This window comes from Microbacterium sp. Y832, assembly GCF_057669765.1.
This window is the reverse complement of record NZ_JBYHFM010000004.1, coordinates 26,161-47,650: the sequence shown is the minus strand read 5'-3', so window position 1 is coordinate 47,650 and position 21,490 is coordinate 26,161. Positions and strand designations below refer to the sequence as shown.

General features: G+C 68.7%; 22 protein-coding genes. 14 read left to right on the top strand and 8 right to left on the bottom strand.

The window, feature by feature from the left end; translation table 11 throughout:
- Window positions 1–7 precede the first annotated feature (7 nt).
- From AC25YV_RS08895 to AC25YV_RS08885, 3 genes are read right to left on the bottom strand one after another with little or no spacing between them, the layout of a single operon-like run.
- Window positions 8–478 (bottom strand): nuclear transport factor 2 family protein, encoded by a 471-nt coding sequence (locus tag AC25YV_RS08895; RefSeq protein ID WP_488123490.1) that lies wholly within the window; start codon window positions 476–478, stop codon window positions 8–10.
- Window positions 475–1,506: a TIGR03617 family F420-dependent LLM class oxidoreductase gene (locus tag AC25YV_RS08890; protein ID WP_488123489.1), complete on the bottom strand. Its 1,032-nt coding sequence runs from the start codon at window positions 1,504–1,506 to the stop codon at window positions 475–477. The genes AC25YV_RS08895 and AC25YV_RS08890 overlap by 4 nt, the downstream gene beginning before the upstream one ends.
- The gene (locus AC25YV_RS08885) at window positions 1,503–2,693 is read right to left on the bottom strand and encodes an acyl-CoA dehydrogenase family protein (RefSeq protein WP_488123488.1); all 1,191 of its coding nucleotides are present in this window, start codon (window positions 2,691–2,693) and stop codon (window positions 1,503–1,505) included. Before AC25YV_RS08885 ends, AC25YV_RS08890 begins: the two co-directional genes overlap by 4 nt.
- Before the next feature lie 112 nt (window positions 2,694–2,805).
- Here AC25YV_RS08885 and AC25YV_RS08880 point away from each other — a divergent pair, with 112 nt between their 5' ends.
- The 14 genes from AC25YV_RS08880 to AC25YV_RS08815 all read left to right on the top strand — a co-directional run bounded on the left by AC25YV_RS08880 (window position 2,806) and on the right by AC25YV_RS08815 (window position 17,659).
- Window positions 2,806–4,188: a hypothetical protein gene (locus AC25YV_RS08880; RefSeq protein WP_488123487.1), complete on the top strand. Its 1,383-nt coding sequence runs from the start codon at window positions 2,806–2,808 to the stop codon at window positions 4,186–4,188.
- Window positions 4,188–5,372 (top strand): acetyl-CoA acetyltransferase, encoded by a 1,185-nt coding sequence (locus tag AC25YV_RS08875; RefSeq protein WP_488123486.1) that lies wholly within the window; start codon window positions 4,188–4,190, stop codon window positions 5,370–5,372. Before AC25YV_RS08880 ends, AC25YV_RS08875 begins: the two co-directional genes overlap by 1 nt.
- 85 nt (window positions 5,373–5,457) lie before the next feature.
- A complete protein-coding gene (locus AC25YV_RS08870) occupies window positions 5,458–6,069 on the top strand; it encodes a TetR/AcrR family transcriptional regulator (protein WP_488123485.1) in 612 nt (203 codons plus the stop codon).
- 70 nt (window positions 6,070–6,139) lie between these two features.
- On the top strand, window positions 6,140–7,228 hold the full coding sequence (locus tag AC25YV_RS08865) for an acyl-CoA dehydrogenase family protein (RefSeq protein ID WP_488123484.1): 1,089 nt from the start codon (window positions 6,140–6,142) through the stop codon (window positions 7,226–7,228).
- 52 nt (window positions 7,229–7,280) lie between these two features.
- The gene (locus AC25YV_RS08860) at window positions 7,281–8,168 is read left to right on the top strand and encodes a MaoC/PaaZ C-terminal domain-containing protein (RefSeq protein WP_488123483.1); all 888 of its coding nucleotides are present in this window, start codon (window positions 7,281–7,283) and stop codon (window positions 8,166–8,168) included.
- Between the two features lie 8 nt (window positions 8,169–8,176).
- The gene (locus AC25YV_RS08855; RefSeq protein ID WP_488123482.1) at window positions 8,177–9,325 is read left to right on the top strand and encodes an ABC transporter substrate-binding protein; all 1,149 of its coding nucleotides are present in this window, start codon (window positions 8,177–8,179) and stop codon (window positions 9,323–9,325) included.
- Window positions 9,326–9,445: 120 nt separating this feature from the next.
- On the top strand, window positions 9,446–10,636 hold the full coding sequence (locus AC25YV_RS08850; protein ID WP_488123481.1) for an ABC transporter substrate-binding protein: 1,191 nt from the start codon (window positions 9,446–9,448) through the stop codon (window positions 10,634–10,636).
- Between the two features lie 14 nt (window positions 10,637–10,650).
- Window positions 10,651–11,445 carry an LLM class flavin-dependent oxidoreductase gene (locus AC25YV_RS08845; RefSeq protein WP_488123480.1) on the top strand — a complete coding sequence of 265 codons (795 nt, stop codon included), beginning with the start codon at window positions 10,651–10,653 and terminating at the stop codon, window positions 11,443–11,445.
- A 1-nt stretch (window position 11,446) separates the two neighbouring features.
- Complete coding sequence (locus AC25YV_RS08840; protein ID WP_488123479.1) at window positions 11,447–12,367, top strand: LLM class flavin-dependent oxidoreductase; 921 nt, start codon at window positions 11,447–11,449, stop codon at window positions 12,365–12,367.
- Window positions 12,364–13,560, top strand: a complete 1,197-nt coding sequence (locus AC25YV_RS08835) for an acyl-CoA dehydrogenase family protein (RefSeq protein WP_488123478.1) — start codon at window positions 12,364–12,366, stop codon at window positions 13,558–13,560. The genes AC25YV_RS08840 and AC25YV_RS08835 overlap by 4 nt, the downstream gene beginning before the upstream one ends.
- Window positions 13,557–14,573, top strand: coding sequence for an acyl-CoA dehydrogenase family protein (locus AC25YV_RS08830; RefSeq protein WP_488123477.1), 1,017 nt, complete (start codon window positions 13,557–13,559; stop codon window positions 14,571–14,573). The genes AC25YV_RS08835 and AC25YV_RS08830 overlap by 4 nt, the downstream gene beginning before the upstream one ends.
- The gene (locus tag AC25YV_RS08825; protein WP_488123476.1) at window positions 14,570–16,114 is read left to right on the top strand and encodes an AMP-binding protein; all 1,545 of its coding nucleotides are present in this window, start codon (window positions 14,570–14,572) and stop codon (window positions 16,112–16,114) included. Before AC25YV_RS08830 ends, AC25YV_RS08825 begins: the two co-directional genes overlap by 4 nt.
- A gap of 4 nt (window positions 16,115–16,118) precedes the next feature.
- Window positions 16,119–16,514, top strand: coding sequence for a Zn-ribbon domain-containing OB-fold protein (locus AC25YV_RS08820; RefSeq protein WP_488123475.1), 396 nt, complete (start codon window positions 16,119–16,121; stop codon window positions 16,512–16,514).
- Window positions 16,511–17,659 carry a thiolase C-terminal domain-containing protein gene (locus tag AC25YV_RS08815; RefSeq protein WP_488123474.1) on the top strand — a complete coding sequence of 383 codons (1,149 nt, stop codon included), beginning with the start codon at window positions 16,511–16,513 and terminating at the stop codon, window positions 17,657–17,659. The genes AC25YV_RS08820 and AC25YV_RS08815 overlap by 4 nt, the downstream gene beginning before the upstream one ends.
- A gap of 4 nt (window positions 17,660–17,663) precedes the next feature.
- On the opposite strand, the gene AC25YV_RS08810 is transcribed toward AC25YV_RS08815, so the two are convergent.
- Genes AC25YV_RS08810 through AC25YV_RS08790 form a run of 5 tightly spaced genes read right to left on the bottom strand, consistent with a single transcriptional unit; the run spans window position 17,664 to window position 21,490 of the window.
- Complete coding sequence (locus AC25YV_RS08810; protein ID WP_488123473.1) at window positions 17,664–18,131, bottom strand: nuclear transport factor 2 family protein; 468 nt, start codon at window positions 18,129–18,131, stop codon at window positions 17,664–17,666.
- Window positions 18,128–18,604 (bottom strand): MaoC family dehydratase, encoded by a 477-nt coding sequence (locus AC25YV_RS08805; protein ID WP_488123472.1) that lies wholly within the window; start codon window positions 18,602–18,604, stop codon window positions 18,128–18,130. The genes AC25YV_RS08810 and AC25YV_RS08805 overlap by 4 nt, the downstream gene beginning before the upstream one ends.
- A gap of 25 nt (window positions 18,605–18,629) precedes the next feature.
- Window positions 18,630–19,541: a hydroxymethylglutaryl-CoA lyase gene (locus tag AC25YV_RS08800; RefSeq protein WP_488123471.1), complete on the bottom strand. Its 912-nt coding sequence runs from the start codon at window positions 19,539–19,541 to the stop codon at window positions 18,630–18,632.
- 21 nt (window positions 19,542–19,562) lie between these two features.
- Complete coding sequence (locus tag AC25YV_RS08795; RefSeq protein ID WP_488123470.1) at window positions 19,563–20,321, bottom strand: FadR/GntR family transcriptional regulator; 759 nt, start codon at window positions 20,319–20,321, stop codon at window positions 19,563–19,565.
- Window positions 20,322–20,323: 2 nt separating this feature from the next.
- Window positions 20,324–21,490 carry an acyl-CoA dehydrogenase family protein gene (locus tag AC25YV_RS08790; RefSeq protein WP_488123469.1) on the bottom strand — a complete coding sequence of 389 codons (1,167 nt, stop codon included), beginning with the start codon at window positions 21,488–21,490 and terminating at the stop codon, window positions 20,324–20,326.

Below are 21,490 nucleotides of genomic sequence, written 5' to 3'. Positions count from 1 at the left end.
GGTGTGCTCAGTCCACCGCAGCGCGCAGGTAGCGCTCGAATCGTTCCGGCAGGACGTCGGAGTCGGCCGTGCCGGCACCGGCCGTGCGCACCTTGCGGGCAGCGATCCGCCAGCGCTCCCCGTCGTCGACGAGCTCGTCTTCGTAGCATCCCCAGATGTGGAAGTGCACGTCGCCCGTGTCGTGGAACGCGTAGACGTAGCTGATCGTCGAGGCGCTGTGCTCATCAAGACGCAGGTAGGCGATCGTCGACACGTGGTGGCTCGTCGCGATGTACTTGCCCGTCGCCGTGACGAAGAGCGCTCGGAGCGCCTCGCGGCCTGTCGTCACGTTGCCGTGCCCGTAGTCGAACGTGGCATCGGCCGTGAAGAGGTCGGCGAGCAGGTCGATGTCGCGGCGATCGACACCGCGGCTGTATGCGTGCAGGGTGTCCGCGATCTCAGCGCGGGCGACCAGGTCTGCGGCGGTGAGTCTTGTCATCGTGTCCCTTCCGAGGGGGCGTCGTGGAAGCGCGCGAGGATTTCGCGCAGGCGATCGGGATCGTCGACAGGCCAGCCGTAGTAGGACGAGATCCGGTCCACGCGTCCGCCGAAGCGCGCACGGCAGAGATCGGGCATCTCGTCCGGCGTTCCCGTCAGTGCGATCGCGTCGAAGAGGGGCGCATCGATGAGGTCGGCCATCTCGGCCCAGCGGCCTTCGCGGGACAGGCGCTGAAGCTCGGGTTGCAGAGCGTCGTAGCCGACGCTCTCGAGCACCGCCGAATAGGCCGGCGTCGAGGCGTAGAAAGCGATCTGCTCACGAGTCTTGCGCGCGGTTTCGGCGATCTGCTCCTCGGTGTCGCCCATCACGAGGAAGAGCGGCACATACAGCTCGAGCGACTCGCGCGTGCGCCCCGACGCGGTGAGCCCGCGTTCGACGGCGGGCAGGGTCACGCCATCGAGATAGGCGGTCGTGGTCATGCCGTGCAGCAGCAGTCCGTCGCAGAGCTCGGCGCCGAGGGCGGTCATGCGCTCGCCGACCGCCGCGACCATGAGCGGAATGCGGTACTCGTGGTGCGGTGGTGTGAAGACCGGCGTCATGAGTGTGTGCTGGTAGACGTCGCCCCGATAGTCCAGCTTCGATCCGTCGCGCCACGACGTGAAGATCGCCTCGAGGGCGAGCAGGTAATCGCGCATCCGCGCGATCGGCGCCGACCACGGCATCGAGAACCGACGCTCGATGTGCGGCTTGATCTGGCTGCCGAGGCCCAGAATGAACCGCCCCTTCGATGTCGCGGCAAGATCCCAGGCGGCGTATGCCGTCGACATCGGGTTGCGGGCGAACGCGACGGCGATCGCCGTCCCCACGGTGAGCCGAGAGGTCTGCAGAAGGGCCGCCTGAGACTGCAGGAACGAATCGGTCACGCTTTCGCTGGCCCAGACGGCATCGAATCCCTGGCGCTCCGCGGCAGACGCGATCGGGCCGCATTCGGCTCCCGTCGCACCGATCATGCCCATGTCGATCTTCATCGCGCGTCCTTCGGAAGGTTGAGGACCCGCTCGCCGACGGCGTTCTTCAGGATCTCGTCGGTGCCGCCGCCCACGCGCAGACCCGGCAGTCCGAGCGTGAGCTCGGACCAGGCGTATGTGCCCCAGGCGCCCGTGTCGGCGACGTGCGCCGCGCCGAGGATGTCGGCGGAGATGTCGCTGATCTGCGCGAGCAGATCGGTCGTGAGGAGCTTCGTCAGGGCCAGCTCGGGCCCGGGCGTGCCGTCGGATCCGAGCATGCGTTCGGTCGTGAGTCGGGCTGCCCACGCGCGCACGACGACGTCGGCGACGGCGTCGCGGGTGCGCTCGTCGAGCGGCGTCGACGAGGTGCGGGCCAGATCCACGAGTCGATCGACGAGCGTCGCGTCGACGCCCACTTCGCGGCCGATCGCGGAGCGCTCGTTGAGGAGCGACGTCACGACGACCGACCAGCCCCCGTTGACGTCGCCCACGCGTGCGCTGTCGGGAACGAAGACGTCGGTCAAGAACACCTCGTCGAACGACGCGCCTCCGGTCAGCTGGCGGATGGGGCGGATCTCCACACCCGGCGCGCGCATGTCGACGAGGAACGTCGTGAGGCCGGCATGCTTCGACGTCGACGGATCGGTCCGGGCGATGCACAGGCCGAGGTCGCTGAAGTGGGCGCCGGAGCTCCACACCTTCTGGCCCGAGATGAGCCAGCCGTCGCCGGAGCGCTCCGCGCGTGTCGACAGACCTGCGAGGTCGGATCCGGCACCTGGTTCGCTGTAGAGCTGACACGCGATGACGTCGGCAGCGCGCAGGCGGGGGAGCAGGTCGTCACGCTGGGCGTCGGTGCCGTGCGCGAGCAGGGTCGGAGACAGCGTCGAGACGCTGAAGCGCAGGTACCCGTCGTCGGGCAGGACGTACTCGCTTTCGATGTCGCGCAGCAGCGCGCCGAACGACGACGGAAGCTCGCGTCCGCCGTGCTGCTTCGGGCCATCGACCCAGGCGAGGCCGCAGTCGGCCAGGTACGCACGGTAGCGGCGCAGCTCGGCCAGCTCTTCCGCTTCGCCCTCCGACCGTTCCGCGACGACCGACACCCGGTCATCGGCAGGGCCTGCAGAGGCATCGGTCTGTCGGCGCTCGGTGAACGCGTCGAGTGCCGCGGTGACCTCTTCTCGGAACTGCGCCTCGCTCACGCTCGTCATCGTCCTCCTTTGGCCGACCCGTTCCGACATCGGTTGCGTCGGCGGTGACTGACTTCGTACACTAGCAAAGCAAGTGCTTGATTTAAACTGTCAGTCGCCGAGAGGACGTGTCGTGATCGGCATCGAGACCTACAGTGCCTACGTGCCCGCCCCGCGGCTCGACCTGTCCGACGCGGCTCGCGTGCTCGGCATCCGTGCGAAGGGCGCTCGGCCCGTCGCCTCTTACGACGAGGACACCACGACGATGGCAGTCGAGGCCACTCGCCGCGCCTTGAAAGACGCAACGGGTGTCGAAACGCTGTGGTTCGCGACGAGTCGCCCCGCCTACGAAGAGAAGTCCAACGCTTCCACCGTGGCGGTCGCGTCCGGTCTCGGCGAGCACGTCGCAGCCTTCGACGTCGGCGGCGCGCTGCGCGGCGGTGCAGGCGCCTTGCGCGCGGGACTGGCGTCGGGTTCCTCGGTCGTCTCAATGAGTGACATCCGTTACGGACTCCCCGCGTCGGCCGACGAGTCGGCGGGCGCTGACGGAGCCGCCGCCTTCGTGATCGGACCGGATCCCCTCGCCGAGCTCATCGGGCAGGCCTCTGTCACGAGCGAGTTCCTCGACCGCTGGCGCGAGCCTGGTTCGGCTCGCACGCGCACATGGGAAGAGCGCTTCGCCGTCGATGAATACGTCCCGCTCATGGAAGGCGCGCTCACCGAGGCGCTCGAACGTGCGGGCATGGACCGCGATCAGGTCGATCACGTCGTCGTCAGCACTCCCCACGCCCGTGCCGCGGGTGTCGTGCGTCGCGGGTTCCACCCCGAGCAGCTCGCGGCGAGCGACGCCTGCGGATTCGGGTACGTCGGTGCGGCCGACTTCGCGGTGCGGCTCGCTGCCGTCCTCGACGCGGCGACGCCGGGGCAGAGCGTGCTCGTCGTGCACGGTGCGGACGGAGCCGACGCCTTCGTCTTTCGCATGACGGCGAAGCACGCACCGCGTGACTCGGGTGTCGCGGGGGCGATGTCGAGTGGCTACCCAATCGGCTACGGCGAGTTCCTGTCCTGGCGGGGGCTGCTTCCGCGCGAACCCGCCCGTCGGCCTGACGTGCGTCCCCCCGTGCCTCCGGCGGCACGTCGCACCGCGGCGTGGAAGTTCGGCTTCGTCGCCGGCGAGTGCACCTCGTGCGGCTACCGCAACATGCCGCCGCGCCGGGTATGCCTGAAGTGCTCGGCCACAGACGGCTTCACACCGGTCTCGATGGTCGACGTGCCGGGTCGCGTCGCGACCTTCACCGACGACTGGCTCTCCGAATCCATCCAACTGCCCGCCAAGGTCGTCGCGGTCGACTTCGAGGGCGGCGGCCGATTCGAGTGCGAGATGACGGATGCCGTCGGTCGCTCGTTCAAGATCGGCGATCAGGTCCGCCCGACGTTCCGCCTCGCGAACGTCGGCGCCAACGGCGTACGCAACTATGTGTGGAAGGTCCGCCCGCACGACGAGGAGGTCGGCTGATGGGAACGCATGCGCTGAAGAACCCGGTGGCGATCGTCGGGATGGCGTGCACCGCCTTCGGCGAGCACTGGGATCGCGGGGTCGACGACCTCCTGGTTGAAGCGACCCATGGCGCGCTCGCGTCCGCGGGTGGCCTCGACGTGCAGGACGTCGACGCTTTCTGGCTCGGCTCGATGGTGTCCGGGGTGTCCGGCCTCACGCTCACGCGACCGCTGAACATCTCGCACAAGCCCGTCACACGCGTGGAGAACATGTGCGCCACCGGTTCGGAGACCTTCCGGAACGCGTGCTTCGCGGTGTCATCGGGCGCCTATGACATCGTCATGGCGGTCGGCGGCGAGAAGCTGAAGGACGCCGGCTACTCGGGTCTCGAGATGCCGAGCGTTCCCAACGACGGGACCCCCGCCGTGCTCAGCGCACCGGCCATGTACTCGATGATCGTCCCCGCCTACGCGCGTCGGTACGGTGTCTCGGAAGAGCAGATCAAAGAGGCGATGACGCATATCGCGTGGAAGAACCACGCGAACGGCGCGCTCAATCCTCGTGCTCAGTTCCGCAAGGTCGTCTCGAAGGAGACGATCGCCGCGGCCCCTGCGCTGGCGGGCAACCTCAGCGTGTTCGACTGCTCGGGGGTGGCCGACGGCGCCGCGGCCGCCGTCATCGTGCGAGCGGAGGATGCCTACAAGTACACCGACCGCCCCCTCTTTATCCACGCACTCGCCCACGACGCGGGGTCCGGAACGGGCCGCTTCGACAGCGACTACGACTACTCCGACCTCTCCGAGGCGGCGGTGTCGGCGCAGCGGGCGTATGCCCAGGCGGGCATTACCGACCCGGCATCCCAGATCTCGCTCGCCGAAGTGCACGACTGCTTCACGCCGACCGAGCTCGTGCTGATGGAGGAGCTCGGATTCTCGGAACGCGGCCGTGCGTGGAGCGACGTGCTCGAGGGGCGTTATGACCGCGACGGCGCACTGCCGGTCAACGTCGACGGCGGGCTCAAGAGCTTCGGGCACCCCGTGGGCGCGAGCGGCCTGCGGATGATGTACGAGATGTGGCTGCAGTTCCGCGGCGAGGCAGGCGAACGCCAGATCGCCGACCCCCGGTACGGGCTCATCCAGAACCAGGGCGGGAGCCCCGGCGACCTTGTGAGTCTCGTGACGATCGTGTCGGGTCAGCCGTGATGTTCCGCGCGGCTCATGCGGTCTGCGGGCACCGCTTCGGTAGTATTCCCCCGAAGCCGGAGCAGTCCCAGAGGGGGAACCCACAGTGACAACCACCACCCGGCGCAGGTCCGCGGGCTCTCCCGCAGGGGTCGCGCGCAAAGAGGTCATCCTGCGCGCCGCCGCGAAGGTCTTCGCGAGCAACGGCTTCTCGTCGGCGACCGTCCGCGATGTCGCCGACGAAGCCGACATGCTCTCGGGCAGTCTCTATTACTACTTCGACTCCAAGGAATCGATCGTCGAGCAGGTGCTCGTGGAGTACCTCGACAAGCAGATCCGCGCGTACGAGCGCGCCATCGAAGAGACCGAGGGCGCGGTGCCACGGCTTGAGAAGCTGCTCGCCGAAGCTCTGCGCGGCACGGTGACGCACCGTGAGCACCTCACCATCCTGCAGAACGACTGGCAGTACGTGCGGCCGATGGCCGAGATCCACGAGCGCCAGGCTCAGATCGAGAAGATCTGGCTGCGCACGATTCAAGAAGGCATCGACGGGGGTTCGCTGCGCAGCGACATCGACGCACGCATGGTCTACCGGACGATCATGGGTGCCGTCCAGGCCGTGATCCGCTGGTTCGATCCGCGTGGCAGCGCGAGCATCGACGACATCATCGCCATTCAAACCGCGATCCTGCTCGAGGGCGTCCGCGCACCGAGCTGATCTCCCGGCCGAACGGCCCACCCCTGTCCTGGGGAAAGCAAGCGCTTGTTCAACGAAGAGGAGCCTTCCGGTGTTCGCACCCCTCAGTCCCGAGATCAGTCCCGTGTTCGCGCGGTTCATGGACGAACGCAGCCCGTGGGAGGTCAGCCGCACGAACGGTGACGGGCGCCCGCCCCTGTGGAGCGCTCTCGTCGAGGAGGTCGGCGCAGCGAGCTTGCTCGTCGATGACGACTTCGGCGGTCAGGGCGCCTCGATGACCGAGCTGGCCGCTGCCGTCGCCGAGGCCGCACGGGTGGGGTGGTCGGGACCTCTCACGGCGACCGCGGGCAGCGCCGTGTGGCTCCTGCGGCTCATCGATCCGCAGGACGAGTCCGGCGTGCAGCGGGCGATCGCCGAAGAAGGCCTCGTCGCGGTCGTCGCGTTCCACGAAGACGATCACGGTGCATCGCTCGACGTCGAGACCCGCGCCGGCGGCGTGGGCGAGGGCTGCCGTGTTTCCGGCCGCAAGACCTTCGTCGACAGCGGAATGCATGCCCAGGCGTTCCTCGTGCCCGCGATCGATGCCGACGGTCGCGCATCCGTGGTCGTCGTCGACGCGGACGCCCCGGGTCTGCGCCGCACCGCGATGGACTCGGTTGACCCGGGGCGGGGGCTTGCGACGCTCGACCTCATCGATGCCCCGGCGAGGATCCTCTCGACCGGTGATCCTGTGACCGGCGCGCTCGCCGAGGCGTGGCGGGTCGGAGCGCTCCTCACGAGTGTCGACTTGCTCTCCTCCGGGCTGCGCGCCTTCGCGCTCGCGCGGGACTACTCGCTCGTGCGGGAGCAGTTCGGTCGCACGATCGCGTCGTTCCAGAGCATCAAGCACAAGCTCGTCGACATGTACGGCGACCTGCAGACCGCCTACAGCGCCGTCGCGACCGCCGTCGCGACCGATCCCTCCGACGAGGGGTGGCGCTTCGCGGTGTCAGCGGCCAAGGCCCGGGCCGGCGACGCCGCGATGCAGGTGCTGCGCGAATCGATCCAAGTGCACGGCGGTATCGGCTTCACATGGGAGCACGAGGTCTCCCACCACTTCCGTCGCGTCGTCGCGTCGCGCGCGCTCTACGGCACGCCGACGGCGCATCGCGCGATCGTTGCCAGCCTGAGCGGGCTCTGACCGCCGTTCCGCCCCGGTGCGCCCGCACCCTCACCCGCCAATGGAGGCGACCATGCCGCTTGACCCCTCCCGTCTCGGCTTCCGCACGGAGCCGGAGATCGTTCGCTGGAGCACCCGCGAATCGCTGCTCTACGCCCTCTCCGTCGGGGCGGGGCAGGCTGATCCCGCCGAGGAGCTCGCCTTCACGACGGAGAACACCGACGGCACGCCCCAGCAGGTGATCCCTAGCTTCGCGGTCGTGCTCGGGTTCGTCGGCGGCATGCCCGACGTCGGCACCTACGACCCGACGCGCGCCGTGCAGGCCGAGCAGTCGTTCGAGGTCTCGGGTCCGCTGCCGGCGGAGGGGCGCGCGCGCGTCACGACGACGATCACCGAGATGTGGGACAAAGACCCGCACGCGATCGTCTGGACCGAGACCGAACTGCGAGACGAAGCGAGCGACGCGCTCCTTGCTCGCAGCCGGACGGGCGCGTTCCTCGGCGGTGCCGGCGGCTTCGGCGGCGAGCGGGGACCGAGTGCGGTGTGGTCGGCACCCGACGTGCCGCCCGATGTCGACGTGCCGTTCACTCCTCGCCGTGATCAAGCCCTGCTCTACCGGCTGACCGGCGACCGCAACCCGCTGCACTCTGACCCGTCGTTCGCCGCCCGCGGGGGGTTCGAACGACCCATCCTGCACGGCATGTGCACATACGGATTCGCCGCTCGGCTCATTGTGAACGAGCTCTGCGGCGGAGACGTCGCACCGTTCCGTGCGATGTCCGGCCGCTTCGTGCGTCCTGTCCTGCCCGGAGATCCGCTCCGTCTGCGCGCGTGGAGCACGGCGGAGGGTGCCGCGTTCCAGGTGCTCACGAGCCAGGACGAGCTCGTCATCGATCGCGGTGAAGTGACTCTCGTCCCCGCGGCGACGGCGGGGCCTGAAAAGAAAGAGGTGCAGTCATGACACATCGGATGCGCACTGCTGCGGTTCTCGTCGCGGGCGCCCTGGCGCTCTCCGGCTGCGCCGCCGACGACGGCGGAGGGGCTGCGGGCGAGGCGACCGTGTACAAGGTCTCGGCGCCCCTCGTGCAGTCCGGGCCCGGCGCGTTCGCCGGCATCCCGGTCTCTCAGGGCATCGAGCTGGCGATCGACGAGATCAACGAGTCCGGCTTCCTCGGTGACGGGTCGACGATCGAGCTCGAGTTCTTCGACACGGCCGGCGACCCCGCGAAAGCGATCGCGGGGTACAAAGAGGCCGAAGCATCCGGCGCCGTCGGCGTGCTCTGCTGCACGCTCGGCGGCGAAGCCGGGGCGCTGCTGCCGCTTCTGCAAGAGGGCGCGACGCCGGGCGTCGTCACCGTCTCGATCCTCGACGGGCTCGCCGATCCGCCGCACTTGTTCCGGCCGTTCGAGGTGCCGTCGAGCCCGGGTGGCGTATACGACCAGTTCCTCGACGCCGTCTTCGGCGGCGGTGAGTACGCGACCGCGGTCATGGTCGTCAACAGCGACAACGACGCGATGGTCCAGGATGCCGCTGTCTACGCCGAAGGCCTGCAGCGCAACGACGTCGAACTGCAGCGGACGGTCGAGGTGCCGGTCGCTGAGACGTCGTACATCGGTCCGGCGACGCAGATCATCGCTCTCGACCCCGATGTCGTCGTGGCGAGCACGATCGGCTCGTCGACCGCGAATCTCGCCAAGGCTCTGCGTGAACTGGGGTACGACAAGCCCATCGTCTCCAACGTCGGCGCCGACAGTCGCGCGGCCTACGACGCGTCGGCCGGTGCCATGGCCGGCACCATCTTCCCGACGCCGTTCCAGGCCCTCTATCCCCTCAATGACCTTGCGGCCGACTTCGCCGCCGCATATGAGGAGTCCTACGGCACCGCGCCCGACATGTTCGCTGCGCAGGGTTACACAGCGGCCTGGCTTCTTGCCACGGGCATCCGCGATGCAGGAAGCGAGGACCCCGTCGCGGTCGGCGAGGCCCTCGCTGCGATCTCCGAGCAGGAGAGTGTGTACGGTTCGCTCACCTACGACGGGGGTCAAGCGGCAGTCGCAGAGCCGGCGCTGCAACTGGTCTGGGGCGCCGACGGGGCGCTCTCCCGGCTCGGCGAGTGAGTCCCGCGGTCGGGTTCGAGTCGTTCCCGCCCGACCGCGGCTTGACCGTTGCGCCTTCCGGTCCGCTATGTCAAAATCAAGTGCTTGCTTCACATTCACGAATAACCCGAAGAAGGGACGATGATGTCTCCCACCACTACCCCCCGCCGACTGCGGACGCGAGCCGCGATCGCCACGATCGCCGCCGCCGCACTGATCGGGCTCGCCGGCTGTGCTTCCGGCGAGCAGGCCGCCGACGACGGCACGGCCACCGAGTACATCGTCGGTTTCCCGGCGATCCTGTCCGGCCCGGCTGCCTTCGCTGGTGTCCCGATCGCCGACGGAGCGAAGCTCGCCGTCAAGGAGATCAACGAGAGCGGATTCCTCGGTGAGGGATCCACGATCGACCTCCGCATCGACGACATCAAGGGCGACCCGGCGCAGGCCATCGCGATCTTCAACCAGTACGCGGCTGACGGTGCTTCGGGCATCCTCTGCTGTGGCTTGTCCTCCGAGGCCGGCGCGCTGGCTCCCGTCATCGAAGACGCGCAGACCCCTGCAATCGTCACCTCTGCGATCCTCGCAGGACTCGCGAACCCGCCGTACGTCTACCGCCCCGTCATCCTGCCCGCCGAAGAGGGCGGCATGTACGACCAGTTCGTTGACGCCGTCGTTCCCGGTGAGGGCATCGAAACCGCCGTCATCGTCGTGACGGCGGACAACGACGGCATGGTCGGCGACTCGAAGGTGTGGGCGGCTGCTCTCGAGCGCAACGGCGTCGAGATCCTCAAGACGATCGAAACGTCGGGGGCGGACACGAACTACACGCAGGCCGCGACCGAGATCGAGGCGCTCGACCCCGACGCCGTCATCGGATCGACGCTCGGCACCCCGACGGCGCTCCTGGCGAAGTCGATGCGCGAGCGGGGCTATGACAAGCCGCTCCTGACCACGTACGGCGTCGACAGCGAAGAGCTCTTCACGACGTCTGGTGGCGGACTCGAGGGCACGATCTTCATGTCGCCCTTCCACGCAGGCTTCAACACCAACGACACGGCCCTCTCGTTCGTCAAGTCCTACGAGGCCGAGTACGGCGAGGTCCCCGACATGTACGGTGCGCAGGGCTACACCGCCATGTGGCTGATGGCCGAGGGCATCAAGGCCGCCGGCAGCTCCGACCCGCAGAAGGTCGCCGAAGCACTCGAGAAGATCACGGAGCAGGACTCGGTCTACGGTCCGCTGACGTACACCGGTGGCCAGGCGAGCCTCGACGCTCCGGGTCTCTACCTCGAGTGGACCGGTGACGGAACGCTCGTGGACTGGAACAGCTGACAGTGACGACGGGGATGTCGCCGGACACCGGTGTCGCGTGCAGTTTCCGACTCGATGGCGGCGTCTCGCTCGCTGATGCCCTCCGGGCGGCGGTCCGTGCAGCAGAAGACTGCGCGGTCGCCTCCTGGTGGGCACCGGGGGATCGCGAGGTTCTCGCCGACCGGTCGTACGAGCCGACGCTCGGACTCCACGTCGTCGCCGGCGCGAGCAGCGCTCTGCGGCTCGTGGTCTCCGGCGACATCCCCTCCCTATACAGCGCGCCGGTGCGGGCGAAGCAGATCGCCACGCTCGACTGGTTCAGCGGAGGCAGGGTCGAGCATGGCATCGACCTCGCACCGCCGCCGGCCGCGCTGATCGATGACAGTCGGCCCGGCGCCGAGGATCAGCTCGGGCAGGTCATCGATCAGACGGCCGCGATGCACGCGCTCTGGACGAAGCGCCGCGCGAGCTCTTCCCGTCCGCACATCTCCTTCGACGGCGCCATCTCGCTGCCCAAGCCTGCGGGGGATCGCATTCCCCTCACGCACCTGCGGGCGACGACCGCCGATCGGCTGGAGCGGTACGTCGCGGTGAACGGTGCACCGCAGGGGTGGACGGTGTGGTCGGCCCATGTCGACGACGTGGCTTCGGCCCGAGCAGTCCTCGACGATGTCCTCGGTCATGCGGCGGACGATGTCCGGCTGACGTGGGTTGTGCCCGCGTCGCAACGGCCGGACCGCGCAACAGCGGCAGCGCTGGGCGTCGACGAGCTCGTGTCGTACTTCGGCAGCATCCCGACGCCCGGTGACATCGAGAAGGCGGTGGCCTGACATGGTCGCACTGACGACGACCGGCCGGCCGATGCAAATCGGACTGGTCGACCTCTTCGACGGGTCGCCTGAGCGCGACCCCGGATTCATCCGCGCTTTCGCGCAGACAGCCGAGGACCTGAACTTCACGGGCATCTGGCTGCCCGAGCACATCCTCTTCTTCGATCAGTACGCCTCCGCCTACCCGTACCCCGCTGCGCCATCGGCGACGAATCCCGACACCGCCGAAGTGCACAACAAGACGGTCGACGGCAAGCCGCGCGTCGAAGCCTCGGCAGATCAGGGGCTTCTCGATGTCTTCCAGACCGCCGTGCATGTCTGCCAGGCCACGACACGGCTCCGTTTCGGAACCTCGGTCATGCTGCTGCCGTTGCGCAATCCCCGCATGATCGTGCGCGAACTCAAGACGGTCGGCGAACTCACGGGCGATCGCTTCGATCTCGGCGTCGGCGTCGGCTGGTCGTCGGAGGAGCTCGAAGCGTGCGAGACCGACTTCACGACGCGGGGAAAGCGCTGCGAGCAGATGATGATCGACATGCAGCGTGAGTGGCACGACGAGGACCTCTTCCCCGCTTCGACGGCGCCGTTCCCGCGCATGCTGGTCGGCGGCCACTCGCCGGCGGCGATCCGTCGTGCGGCGCAGGTCGCGACCGGGTGGTACCCGTGGAACCTCACGATGCCGGAGTTCGCGCAGCATTACGCGACGTACAGCGAACGGGTGCGCGCGAGCGGCCGCGACCTCGCCGACCAGCAGGTCGTCGCAGGACTGCGATTCAGCGGCGACATCGATGCTCTTCCCGCGATCGTCGAGGGCTACGCACGCCTCGGCGCAGACGCCGTGAACATCTCCCTGCGCACCGACACCCGAACCTTCGCCGATCAGCTTTCGGCGGTATCCGAGACCCTGGAGCTCGCAGCATGACCGCAGACGACGACGCCGGCATCGCCGACTTCCGACGTGAGGTGCGTACGTGGCTCACCGAGCACGTGCCCGCCGAACCGCTCGAGCCGTGGACCGAGCGCGAGGGATTCGATCAGCACCGCGAATGGGAGCGCGTGCTCTTCGAGGGTGGTTACGCCGCCATCGATTGGCCGGCGCAGTACGGCGGGAGGGATGCGGGCCTGCGACGCTCGATCGTCTTCGGCGAGGAGTACTACCGGGCCGGCGCCCCCGAGCGGATCAACATGGGCGGTCTCTACCTGCTCGGGCCGGTCCTGATGCAGCACGGGACACCCGAGCAGTGCGCGCGGTGGATCCCCGACATCCTCAGCTGCCGGACGATCTGGTGTCAGGGATTCAGCGAGCCGGAGTCAGGGTCGGATCTCGCGTCGCTGCGCACACGGGCAGATCGCGACGGCGACGACTTCGTCGTCAACGGGCAGAAGATCTGGACCTCGATGGGCGGGTTCGCCGATTGGATCTTCGCTCTCGTGCGCACCGACTCCGGCGCCGCGCGCAAGCACGACGGCATCACGTTCCTCTGCATCGACCTGCGATCGCCGGGGGTCGAGGTGCGGCCGCTCACGATGGTCGACGGCACGCAGGGTTTCGCGGAGATCTTCTTCACCGATGTTCGGGTGCCCGTCGACAACGTCGTGGGTGAGATCGGGGGCGGGTGGGCCGTCGCGATGTCGACGCTCGGCTTCGAGCGCGGTGCGGTGTTCGGCGACCACGCCAAATACACCAAGGACGTCGAGAACCTCGCGCGGCTCGTGCGTGCGCGGGGTGCCGAAGACGACGGCGCCGTGCTCGACGAGCTGGGGCGCGTCCTTGTCGAGACCGAGGTGTACCGCTCGAACGTCTACCGGCTCGCGAAGCTTGCCGAGGCAGGCGTCGATCTCACCGCGACGGCGAGCATCAACAAGATCTTCTGGACCGAGATGCAGTTCGACATCTTCGACGCGGGGCTGCGGCTGCTCGACGAAGACGCGGCGGTGGTCGGTGACCCCGCAGCCGTTCCCGACGCCGACGAGCGCACTCGCCGCGCCTGGGCGGACTGGCATCACCGCTACTGGTACGCCCGTGCTGCCATGATCTTCGGCGGCACGAACGAGATCCAGCGCAACATCATCAGCGAGCGCGTGCTCGGACTGCCCACGGAGAGCCGGAGATGATCGATACCGTCCTCGACCCCGACCACCGCGAGCTCCTCGAGCTCAGCGAGTCCATCCTCGACCGCGCGTGCACCGTCGAGCATCTGCGCGTGCTCCTCGACCGCGGCCAGGCACACACCGATGAACTCTGGGCGAAGCTCGCCGATGCGGGGCTCCTGTCGGCGCTCATCGACGACGAGCACGGGGGACTCGGCCTCGACACCGCCTTCCTCTCGGGCGTGCTGTTCGCCTTCGGTCGGCACGCCGTGCCCGAGCCCTTCCTCGAGACCGCGGTGGTGGCGGCATCCGTTCTCGGCGATTCGCCATGGTCGGATGCCGGCACCTGGCTCGAGAAGATCGCCGCGGGCGAAGCGATCGTCGCCCTGCGACTCGACAGCGCCGCGCACGTCGCTTTCGCACACGACGCCGACCTGCTGATCGAGATCGGGGCCGACGACTCGGTGCGTGCCTTCACGGCTGAGCAGTTCACGGTGACGGATGCCGCCGCGCTCGACCCGCTGCGTCCGCTCGGCATCGTCCAGACGGACGGCCCCGGCGTCGATCTCGCGGTGCCGGCCGAGCGTGTGCGTCGTGCTCGTGCCCTCGCCGTCGCGGGTGCTGCATGCCTTCTCGCGGGCGCGGCCCGTCGCCTCCTGGATATCACCGTGGAGTACGTCGGGATGCGGAAGCAATTCGATCGTCCCGTCGGATCCTTCCAGGCTGTGAAGCACAAGATCGCCGATGTCGCGGTCCGCGTCGACATGGCGACATCGGCGGCGTTGTCGGCGTTCGACGACGTGGACGCCCCCGATGCGATGCGCCGCGCCGCGGCCGCGAAGGCCTATGCCGGCGACGCGGGGCAGGCCGCGAATGTGCAGAGCCTGCAGCTGCACGGGGGTATCGGCTTCACCTGGGAGTACGAGCTTCAGATCTGGCTCAAGCGCGTCATGAGTCTGTCGGCTGCGTACGGCACCACCCGACAGCTGCGCCGGGGTCTCGCGCGCCAGTTGCTGGCCGAACTGGACGAGGCATGACCGAGCTGGGCTTCTGGCGCCTCGCCGCAGCAGAGCCGGGCGGGCGTGCCGTCGTCTGTGCCGATGGGCGTGTCGTCTCGAGGGGCGAGCTCCTGTCGCTCAACAACGGCATCGCGCGCCTGCTGCGCGAGAGCGGGGCGCAGCGCGGGGACCGGGTCGTCGGGGTCGTCTCCAACGAGCCGCTCGCGCTGGCGCTGGCCCTGGCCTGCCAGCAGTCCGGCGTCTACTACGTGCCCGTCAACACCGCTCTCACTGCGCACGAGATCGCGTACATCATCGGCGATGCGGCCCCTGTCGCCCTGTTCACGTCGTCGGCCTACGCCGATGTCGTCGCCTCGGCGGTGGCAGAGAGCCGGCTCGACCCGCACGTCTGCTTCTCGTTCGGTGCCGACGCCGGGTTCCGTGACCTCTCGGCGGTGCTCGAAGGGCTCCCCGACAGCACGCCGCCGGAGCGTTCCCCGGGAGCATTCCTCGGGTACACCTCAGGGACGACCGGGCGCCCCAAGGGCGTCGCCCGTGCGCTCGCGAGCGGTGATCCCGACGATGTGTTCGCCGCCGGCGCCCAGTGGCAGCTCGGCATGTTCGGCATCACGCCGCTCGACGAGGGCATCCACCTGGTCACTTCTCCCCTCAGTCACACGGCGGTCAGCGGGCTCGCGGTGACCTCGCTTCACTTCGGCCATGCCGTCGTCCTGATGGAGCGCTTCGACGCCGAGACGGCGCTGCGGCTCATCGAGGAGGAGCGAGTCACGACGACCCACATGGTGCCGACGCAGCTGCACCGGCTGCTGCGCCTGCCCGACGACATTCGGGCGCGTTACGACGTGAGCTCGATGCGAAACCTCGTACACGGCGCGGGGCCGTGCCCCGAAAGCGTGAAGCGCGCGATCATCGAGTGGTTCGGCCCCGTCGTGTGGGAGTACTACGGCGCGACCGAAGCGGCGGGCACGGCGATCAGCAGCGACGAGTGGCTCGAACGCCCGGGGAGCGTCGGTCGTCCCCAGCCCGGAGCCGATGTCCAGATCCTCGATGAGGCCCGCGAGCCGGTGCCGGCCGGCGAATCCGGTGCCGTATTCCTTCGCATGGGGGCACACGCCTTCGTCTATCGGGGAGACCCCGACAAGACCGACGCCACGCGGCACGGCGACTACGTGACCGTCGGCGACATCGGCTGCCTCGATGAGGCCGGGTACCTCTTTCTGCACGCCCGCGTGTCCGAAGTGATCGTCTCGGGAGGGGTCAATATCTACCCCGCCGAGATCGAGGCGGCCCTCCTCGAGCACCCCGACGTGCGCGATGCCGGAGTCGTCGGCCTCCCCGACGCGGAGTGGGGTGAGAAGGTCTGCGCCGTCGTCGAGGCCGTGCCGGGCTCAGCTCTCGCCACCGCTGCGGCCGATGCCACCGAGGCCGTTCTGCAGTTCCTCACGACGCGGCTCGCCCGCTACAAGGTGCCGCGTCGGCTCGATGTCGTCGCCGCCCTGCCGCGCGGCGAGAACGGCAAGCTGCGCAAGCACCTCATCCCCGACCTGATCGCGAAGTGACTTCATGAAACCCGTCGCCACCCCGACCCCCGATACGCAGGCCTGGTTCGATGCGATCGACCAGGGCCGCCTCACGGTGCCGCGTTGTCTCTCGTGCGCGTCGTTCTTCCTCTATCCCCGAAGCTCCTGCCCCCGCTGCGGCCACCGTGGGGTCGAACTCGTCGACGCTGCCGGCACCGGTCGGCTGCTGTCGTTCGTCGTCAACCACCGTGGACCTCAGGGCTTCGACCCCCCGTACGCCCTCGGCATCATCGAACTCGCCGAAGGCCCCCGCATGTTCGCCGGCATCATCGCCGAGCAGGCGGAAGCGCTGTCCGTCGGCGCCGCGGTGCGTGCCGTCTTCGAGGAACGCGGCGATCGTCGCGTCGTGTACTTCCAGCCCGAAGGGACCACGGTATGAACCTGCGCGGCGCTGTCGCGATCGTCGGCGCGTCCGAGACGACCGATCTCGGACGCATTCCCGACAAGTCGGCGATCGAACTGCACGTGGATGCTGCGCTGAACGCCCTGGCGGACTGCGGGCTCACTCCCGCCGATGTCGATGGTGTCGCTTCGGCGGGCGAGATGCCGAACGATGTGGCCGACTACCTCGGCATCGTCCCGCAGTACCTCGACGGCACGAACGTCGGCGGGTCGTCCTTCATGCTCCACGTGAGGCACGCGATGGCTGCCATCGCATCGGGGCTGTGCGAGACCGTGCTCGTGACGCACGGCGAGTCCGGGCGCTCCCGCATCGGGATGCTGCCCTGGGCTCCCGCACCGCAGTCGCCCATGGGCCAGTTCGAGGTGCCCTACGGCCCGGTCGGGGCGCCTTCGCTCTTTCCCATCGGTGTCCGCGAGTACATGGCGACCTACGGGATGACGCGTGAGCAACTGGCACTCGTGCCGGTGATCCAGCGCGAGTGGGCCGCGATGAACCCTCGCGCGAAGCTGCGCGACCCGATCACGGTCGAGGACGTCTTCGCGTCACCGGTCATCGCCGATCCCGTGCATCTGCTGCACTGCTGCCTGGTCACCGACGGCGGGGGAGCCCTCGTGCTCACGTCGGCCGAACGGGCGCGCGATCTCGCGGCCACGCCCGTATACGTTCTGGGCGCCGGCGAGTCGAGTGAATCATCGACCGTCGCCGGGCTCGAGAGCCTGACGTCATCGCGCGCGATCCGGGTGGGCGGCGAACGCGCCTTCGCTCAGGCCGGCGTGCGGCACGACGAGGTGGATCACCTGATGATCTACGACGCTTTCGCGCACGTCCCGCTCTATGGTCTCGAGGACCTGGGCTTCGTCGGCCGCGGTGAAGCCCCCGGGTTCGTGGCTGACCGCAACACCGCTCCGGGTGGGCGCCTGCCGCTCAACACCAACGGCGGAGGGCTTTCGTACACGCACACCGGCATGTACGGCATGTTCGCGATTCAGGAGTCGGTGCGACAGATCCGCGGCACGGCGCCCGCTCAGGTCGAGGGCGTCGACGTCAGCGTCGCGACGGGTGTAGGCGGCATGTTCATGAGCTCGGGCACGCTCGTCCTCGGCAGCGCCGCGACGCTGTAGCCGCTCAGCTGAGGACCGAGCCGTGGGCGAGGTCGGCGACCCACGAGGCGAAGCGCCACCCGTCGGGCGTGCGGGCGAACTCGCCGGTGTAGGTGCCGACGACGATGTGGTTGCCATCTTCACGGCGATAGAACGCGGTGCCCGTGAAGACCCCCGTTGCGGTGTCACCGGCGACTCGAACGTCGCTGTTGGTGAACGTGTGCAGAATCCAGGGCATCGAGGTCTGCAGGCGCACGAACTGGGCCCGCACCTCGTCGCGCCCGCGACACGGGGGGCGCCGGGGGTTGATGCTGTAGACCCCGTCGGCTGTCCACAGGTCAGCCAGAGCGTCGGGGTCGGCATGGCTCGGGCCCGCCCACCCGCCGTCGCACAGGGTGTGGTACCGAGCGACCAGCTGCTCGAGCGCACGCACGTCCTCGAGTTCGCGCACCCGAGCCGCGAGAGACCGGAGGTCCTCCCGCGCGTCGCTCACGGGGCCTCCTCAGGAAGGCACCGCACAAGCGCCGTGCGCACGGCGCGGCAGACGAGCACGCCCTCCTGATTGCGGCCACGGTGCTCGAGCGTCACGATCCCCTGACCCGGACGCGATGACGACAGCCGTTTGTCGCCGATCTCGGTCTCGCAGTACAGCGTGTCGCCGATGAAGACGGGAGCGGGAAAATCGATCCCTTGAAAGCCGAGGTTCGCGATCGTCGTCTTCATCGTGACGTCCGGCCCTCCGATACTGCACACGATCGAGAGCGTCAGCATGCTGTTGACCAGCCGCTGGCCGAACTCGGACTCGGCGGCCGCGACGGCATCCATGTGCATCGGCTGGCTGTTGAGGGTCATGCTGGAGAAGAACACATTGTCCGCCTCGGTGATCGTGCGGCCCGGGTCGTGCCGGTAGACGTCGCCCGTGATCATCTCTTCGTAATAGCGGCCGCGCCGCGTGTGCACCGTCATTTGCGGTCTCCTTCTGCAGGGGTTCTCAGGCCTCGGTCGAACCGAGGGCCTGCACGACGCGCGACGTCGACCGTCGCCCGAGCTTCTCCGACATCCACCGGCTCGTCTCGGCGAGACGCGCGACGTCGACGCCGCTCGTGATCCCGAGGCCGTCGAGCATCCAGACGAGGTCCTCGGTTGCCAGGTTGCCGGCCGCGCCCGGAGCGTAAGGGCAGCCGCCGAGGCCGCCGGCGGACGCGTCGAACGTGCGGATGCCGGCCTGGAGCGCGGCATACGAGTTGGCGAGCGCCTGCCCGTAGGTGTCGTGGAAATGCACGGCCAGGTCGTCGGTGGCCAGACCGGCGTCCTGGAAGGCTCCGATCAGATCGTGCACGCGACCGGGCGTGGCAAGGCCCAGCGTGTCGCCGATCGACAGCTGGGACGCGCCGAGGTCGAACAGCCGGCGGCCGACGTCGACGACCTGAGCAACGGGCACGTCGCCCTCCCAGGGGTCACCGAAGCACATCGACACGTATGCCCGCACGTCCATGCCGGCAGAGCGCGCGCGAGAGACCGTGGGGGCGAACATCTCGAACTGCTCGTGGACAGACCGGTTCAGGTTCTTCTGCGCGAACGACTCCGTCGCGCTGCCGAAGATCGCGATGTGCTCGACGCCGGCGGCGATCGCCCGATCGAGACCCCGCTCGTTGGGCACGAGGACAGGAAGCTCGACGTCGCTCGCGAGGTCGAGCCCCGCGAGAACGTCTTCAGCGTCGGCGAGCTGCGGCACCCAGCGCGGGTGCACGAAGCTCGTCGCCTCGATCGTGGTGAGGCCAGCGGCTGCGAGTCGGTGGATGAACTCGATCTTGTCGTCGGTCGTCACGACTGCGGACTCGTTCTGCAGCCCGTCGCGTGCGCCGACTTCGTAGATGACCACGGAAGCGGGGAGTGTCGTCATGCGTGTTCCTTCGTCTCGTCGTCAGATGTGCGACCGCACGATCGCGACCGGTTCCCCGAGCAGCTGCGGGTAATAGCGGGCGACATGATCGACCATCGCCTGAAGGTGGGTGTGCATCGCCGCCGCCGCACCCTCGGCGTCGCCGGCGATGATGGCGCGGAGGATCTTGCGGTGCGCGGCCTCGGCGAGGCTCAGCGAGTGTGCGGGGTACCGCACCCCGGCGTCGTGACCGTCGGCGATCATGCTGAGGATGTCCCACATGAGCGCCAGCAGACGGTTGTCGGCGACCTCGGCGATCAGGCTGTGGAACTCGCGATTGCGCACCCGCCACTCTTCGCCGCCCTCATCGAGTCCTTCGAGTGCGTCGTTCGCCCGCTGCAGACGCTCGGCGTCCTCGGGTGTGCAGCGCGCGGCGGCGGATGCGGCGAGGGTGGGCTCGATCAGCAGTCGCGCCTCGAGGATCTCGCGCAGGCCGATGTCGCTCGTACGCATCAGCACCGACAGTGGTCGGGCGATCGTCTCGCGCCGGGGGTGGGCGACGAAGGCGCCCCCGCCGGACCCGACCCGCGTCTGGACGATGCCCTCGGCCTCGAGGATGCGCAGCGCTTCTCGGATCGACGCGCGACCGGCTTGATACTGCGTCGCCATGTCCGCCTCGACCGGGAGCCGGTCGCCCGGTCGCAGGTTCGCGCTCACGATGCCGTCCGAGATCGCCTCGGCGAGCACGACGGGCTTGCGGGGGCGTGCGCGGCGCGCGGTGTGTTCGGGCGACTCGGACATCGTCAGTACGAGCGCGGCAGGCCGAGGGCGTGCTCGGAGATGTAGTTGAGCACCATCTGCTGCGGCACGGGAACGCTCTTCATGAGGCGCGCCTCGGCCCAGTACCGTCCGAGGTCGTACTCCTTCGCATAGGCATAGCCGCCGAGGGTCTGCATGGCGCAGTCGGCGGCGAAGAAGGCGGCGTCCGAGGCGAGGAACTTCGCTGCGTTGGCCTGTTCGCCGCAGGGCAGTCCCTGGTCGTAGCGCCACGACGCCTCGCGCACAGCGAGCTCAGCGGCCTTGAGCCGCATGTGGGCTTCGGCGAGCGGGAACGAGATGCCCTGGTTCTTGCCGATCGGGCGGCCGAACACGACGCGTTCCTTCGCGTACTTCGTCGCCTGCGCCAGCGCAGCCCGGCCGATGCCGACTGCTTCGCCGGCGATCAGGATGCGCTCGGGGTTCAAGCCGTCGAGCAGGTAGGTGAAGCCGCGGCCTTCTTCGCCGAGCAGGTCACTCGCGGGCACGCGCAGTCCGTCGAAGCGCACTTCGCATGACCCGACGGCGTTGCGCACCATCTTGTCGATCTCGGTCACCTGAACGCCCGGTGCCTTCAGATCGGCGAAGAAGAGGCTCATCCCGCGGGTGCGCTTGTCGACCTGGTCGAGCGGGGTCGTGCGGGTGAGGAGCAGGACCCGGTCCGCGATGTGCGCCTTCGTGATCCATACCTTCTGGCCATGCACCACGTACTCGTCGCCGTCTCGCACGGCGCGCGTCGTGATGGACGTCGTGTCCGTGCCGGCGTCGGGCTCGGTGACGCCGAAGGCGACGTGCATCTCGCCCGAGGCGACGAGAGGCAGGTAGGTCTCCTTCATCTCCTGCGAACCATGCTTGGCGACGGGGTTCATCCCGAAGATGGAGAGATGCAGGGCGCTCGCGCCGTTCATGGCGGCACCCGAGGCAGCGACTTCTTCGAGCACGATGGATGCCTCGGTGATGCCGCCGCCCCCGCCGCCGAACTCCTCGGGGATCGAGATCCCGACCCAGCCCGCTTCGGCCATCGCGTTGTAGAAGTCCCAGGGGAACTCGTGCTGGTCATCGCATCGGCGCCAGTACTCCGGGCCGAACCCATCGCAGATACCTCGGACGGCCTTGCGGATGTCGCGCAGGTGTTCGGGTTCTTCGAAGTCCAC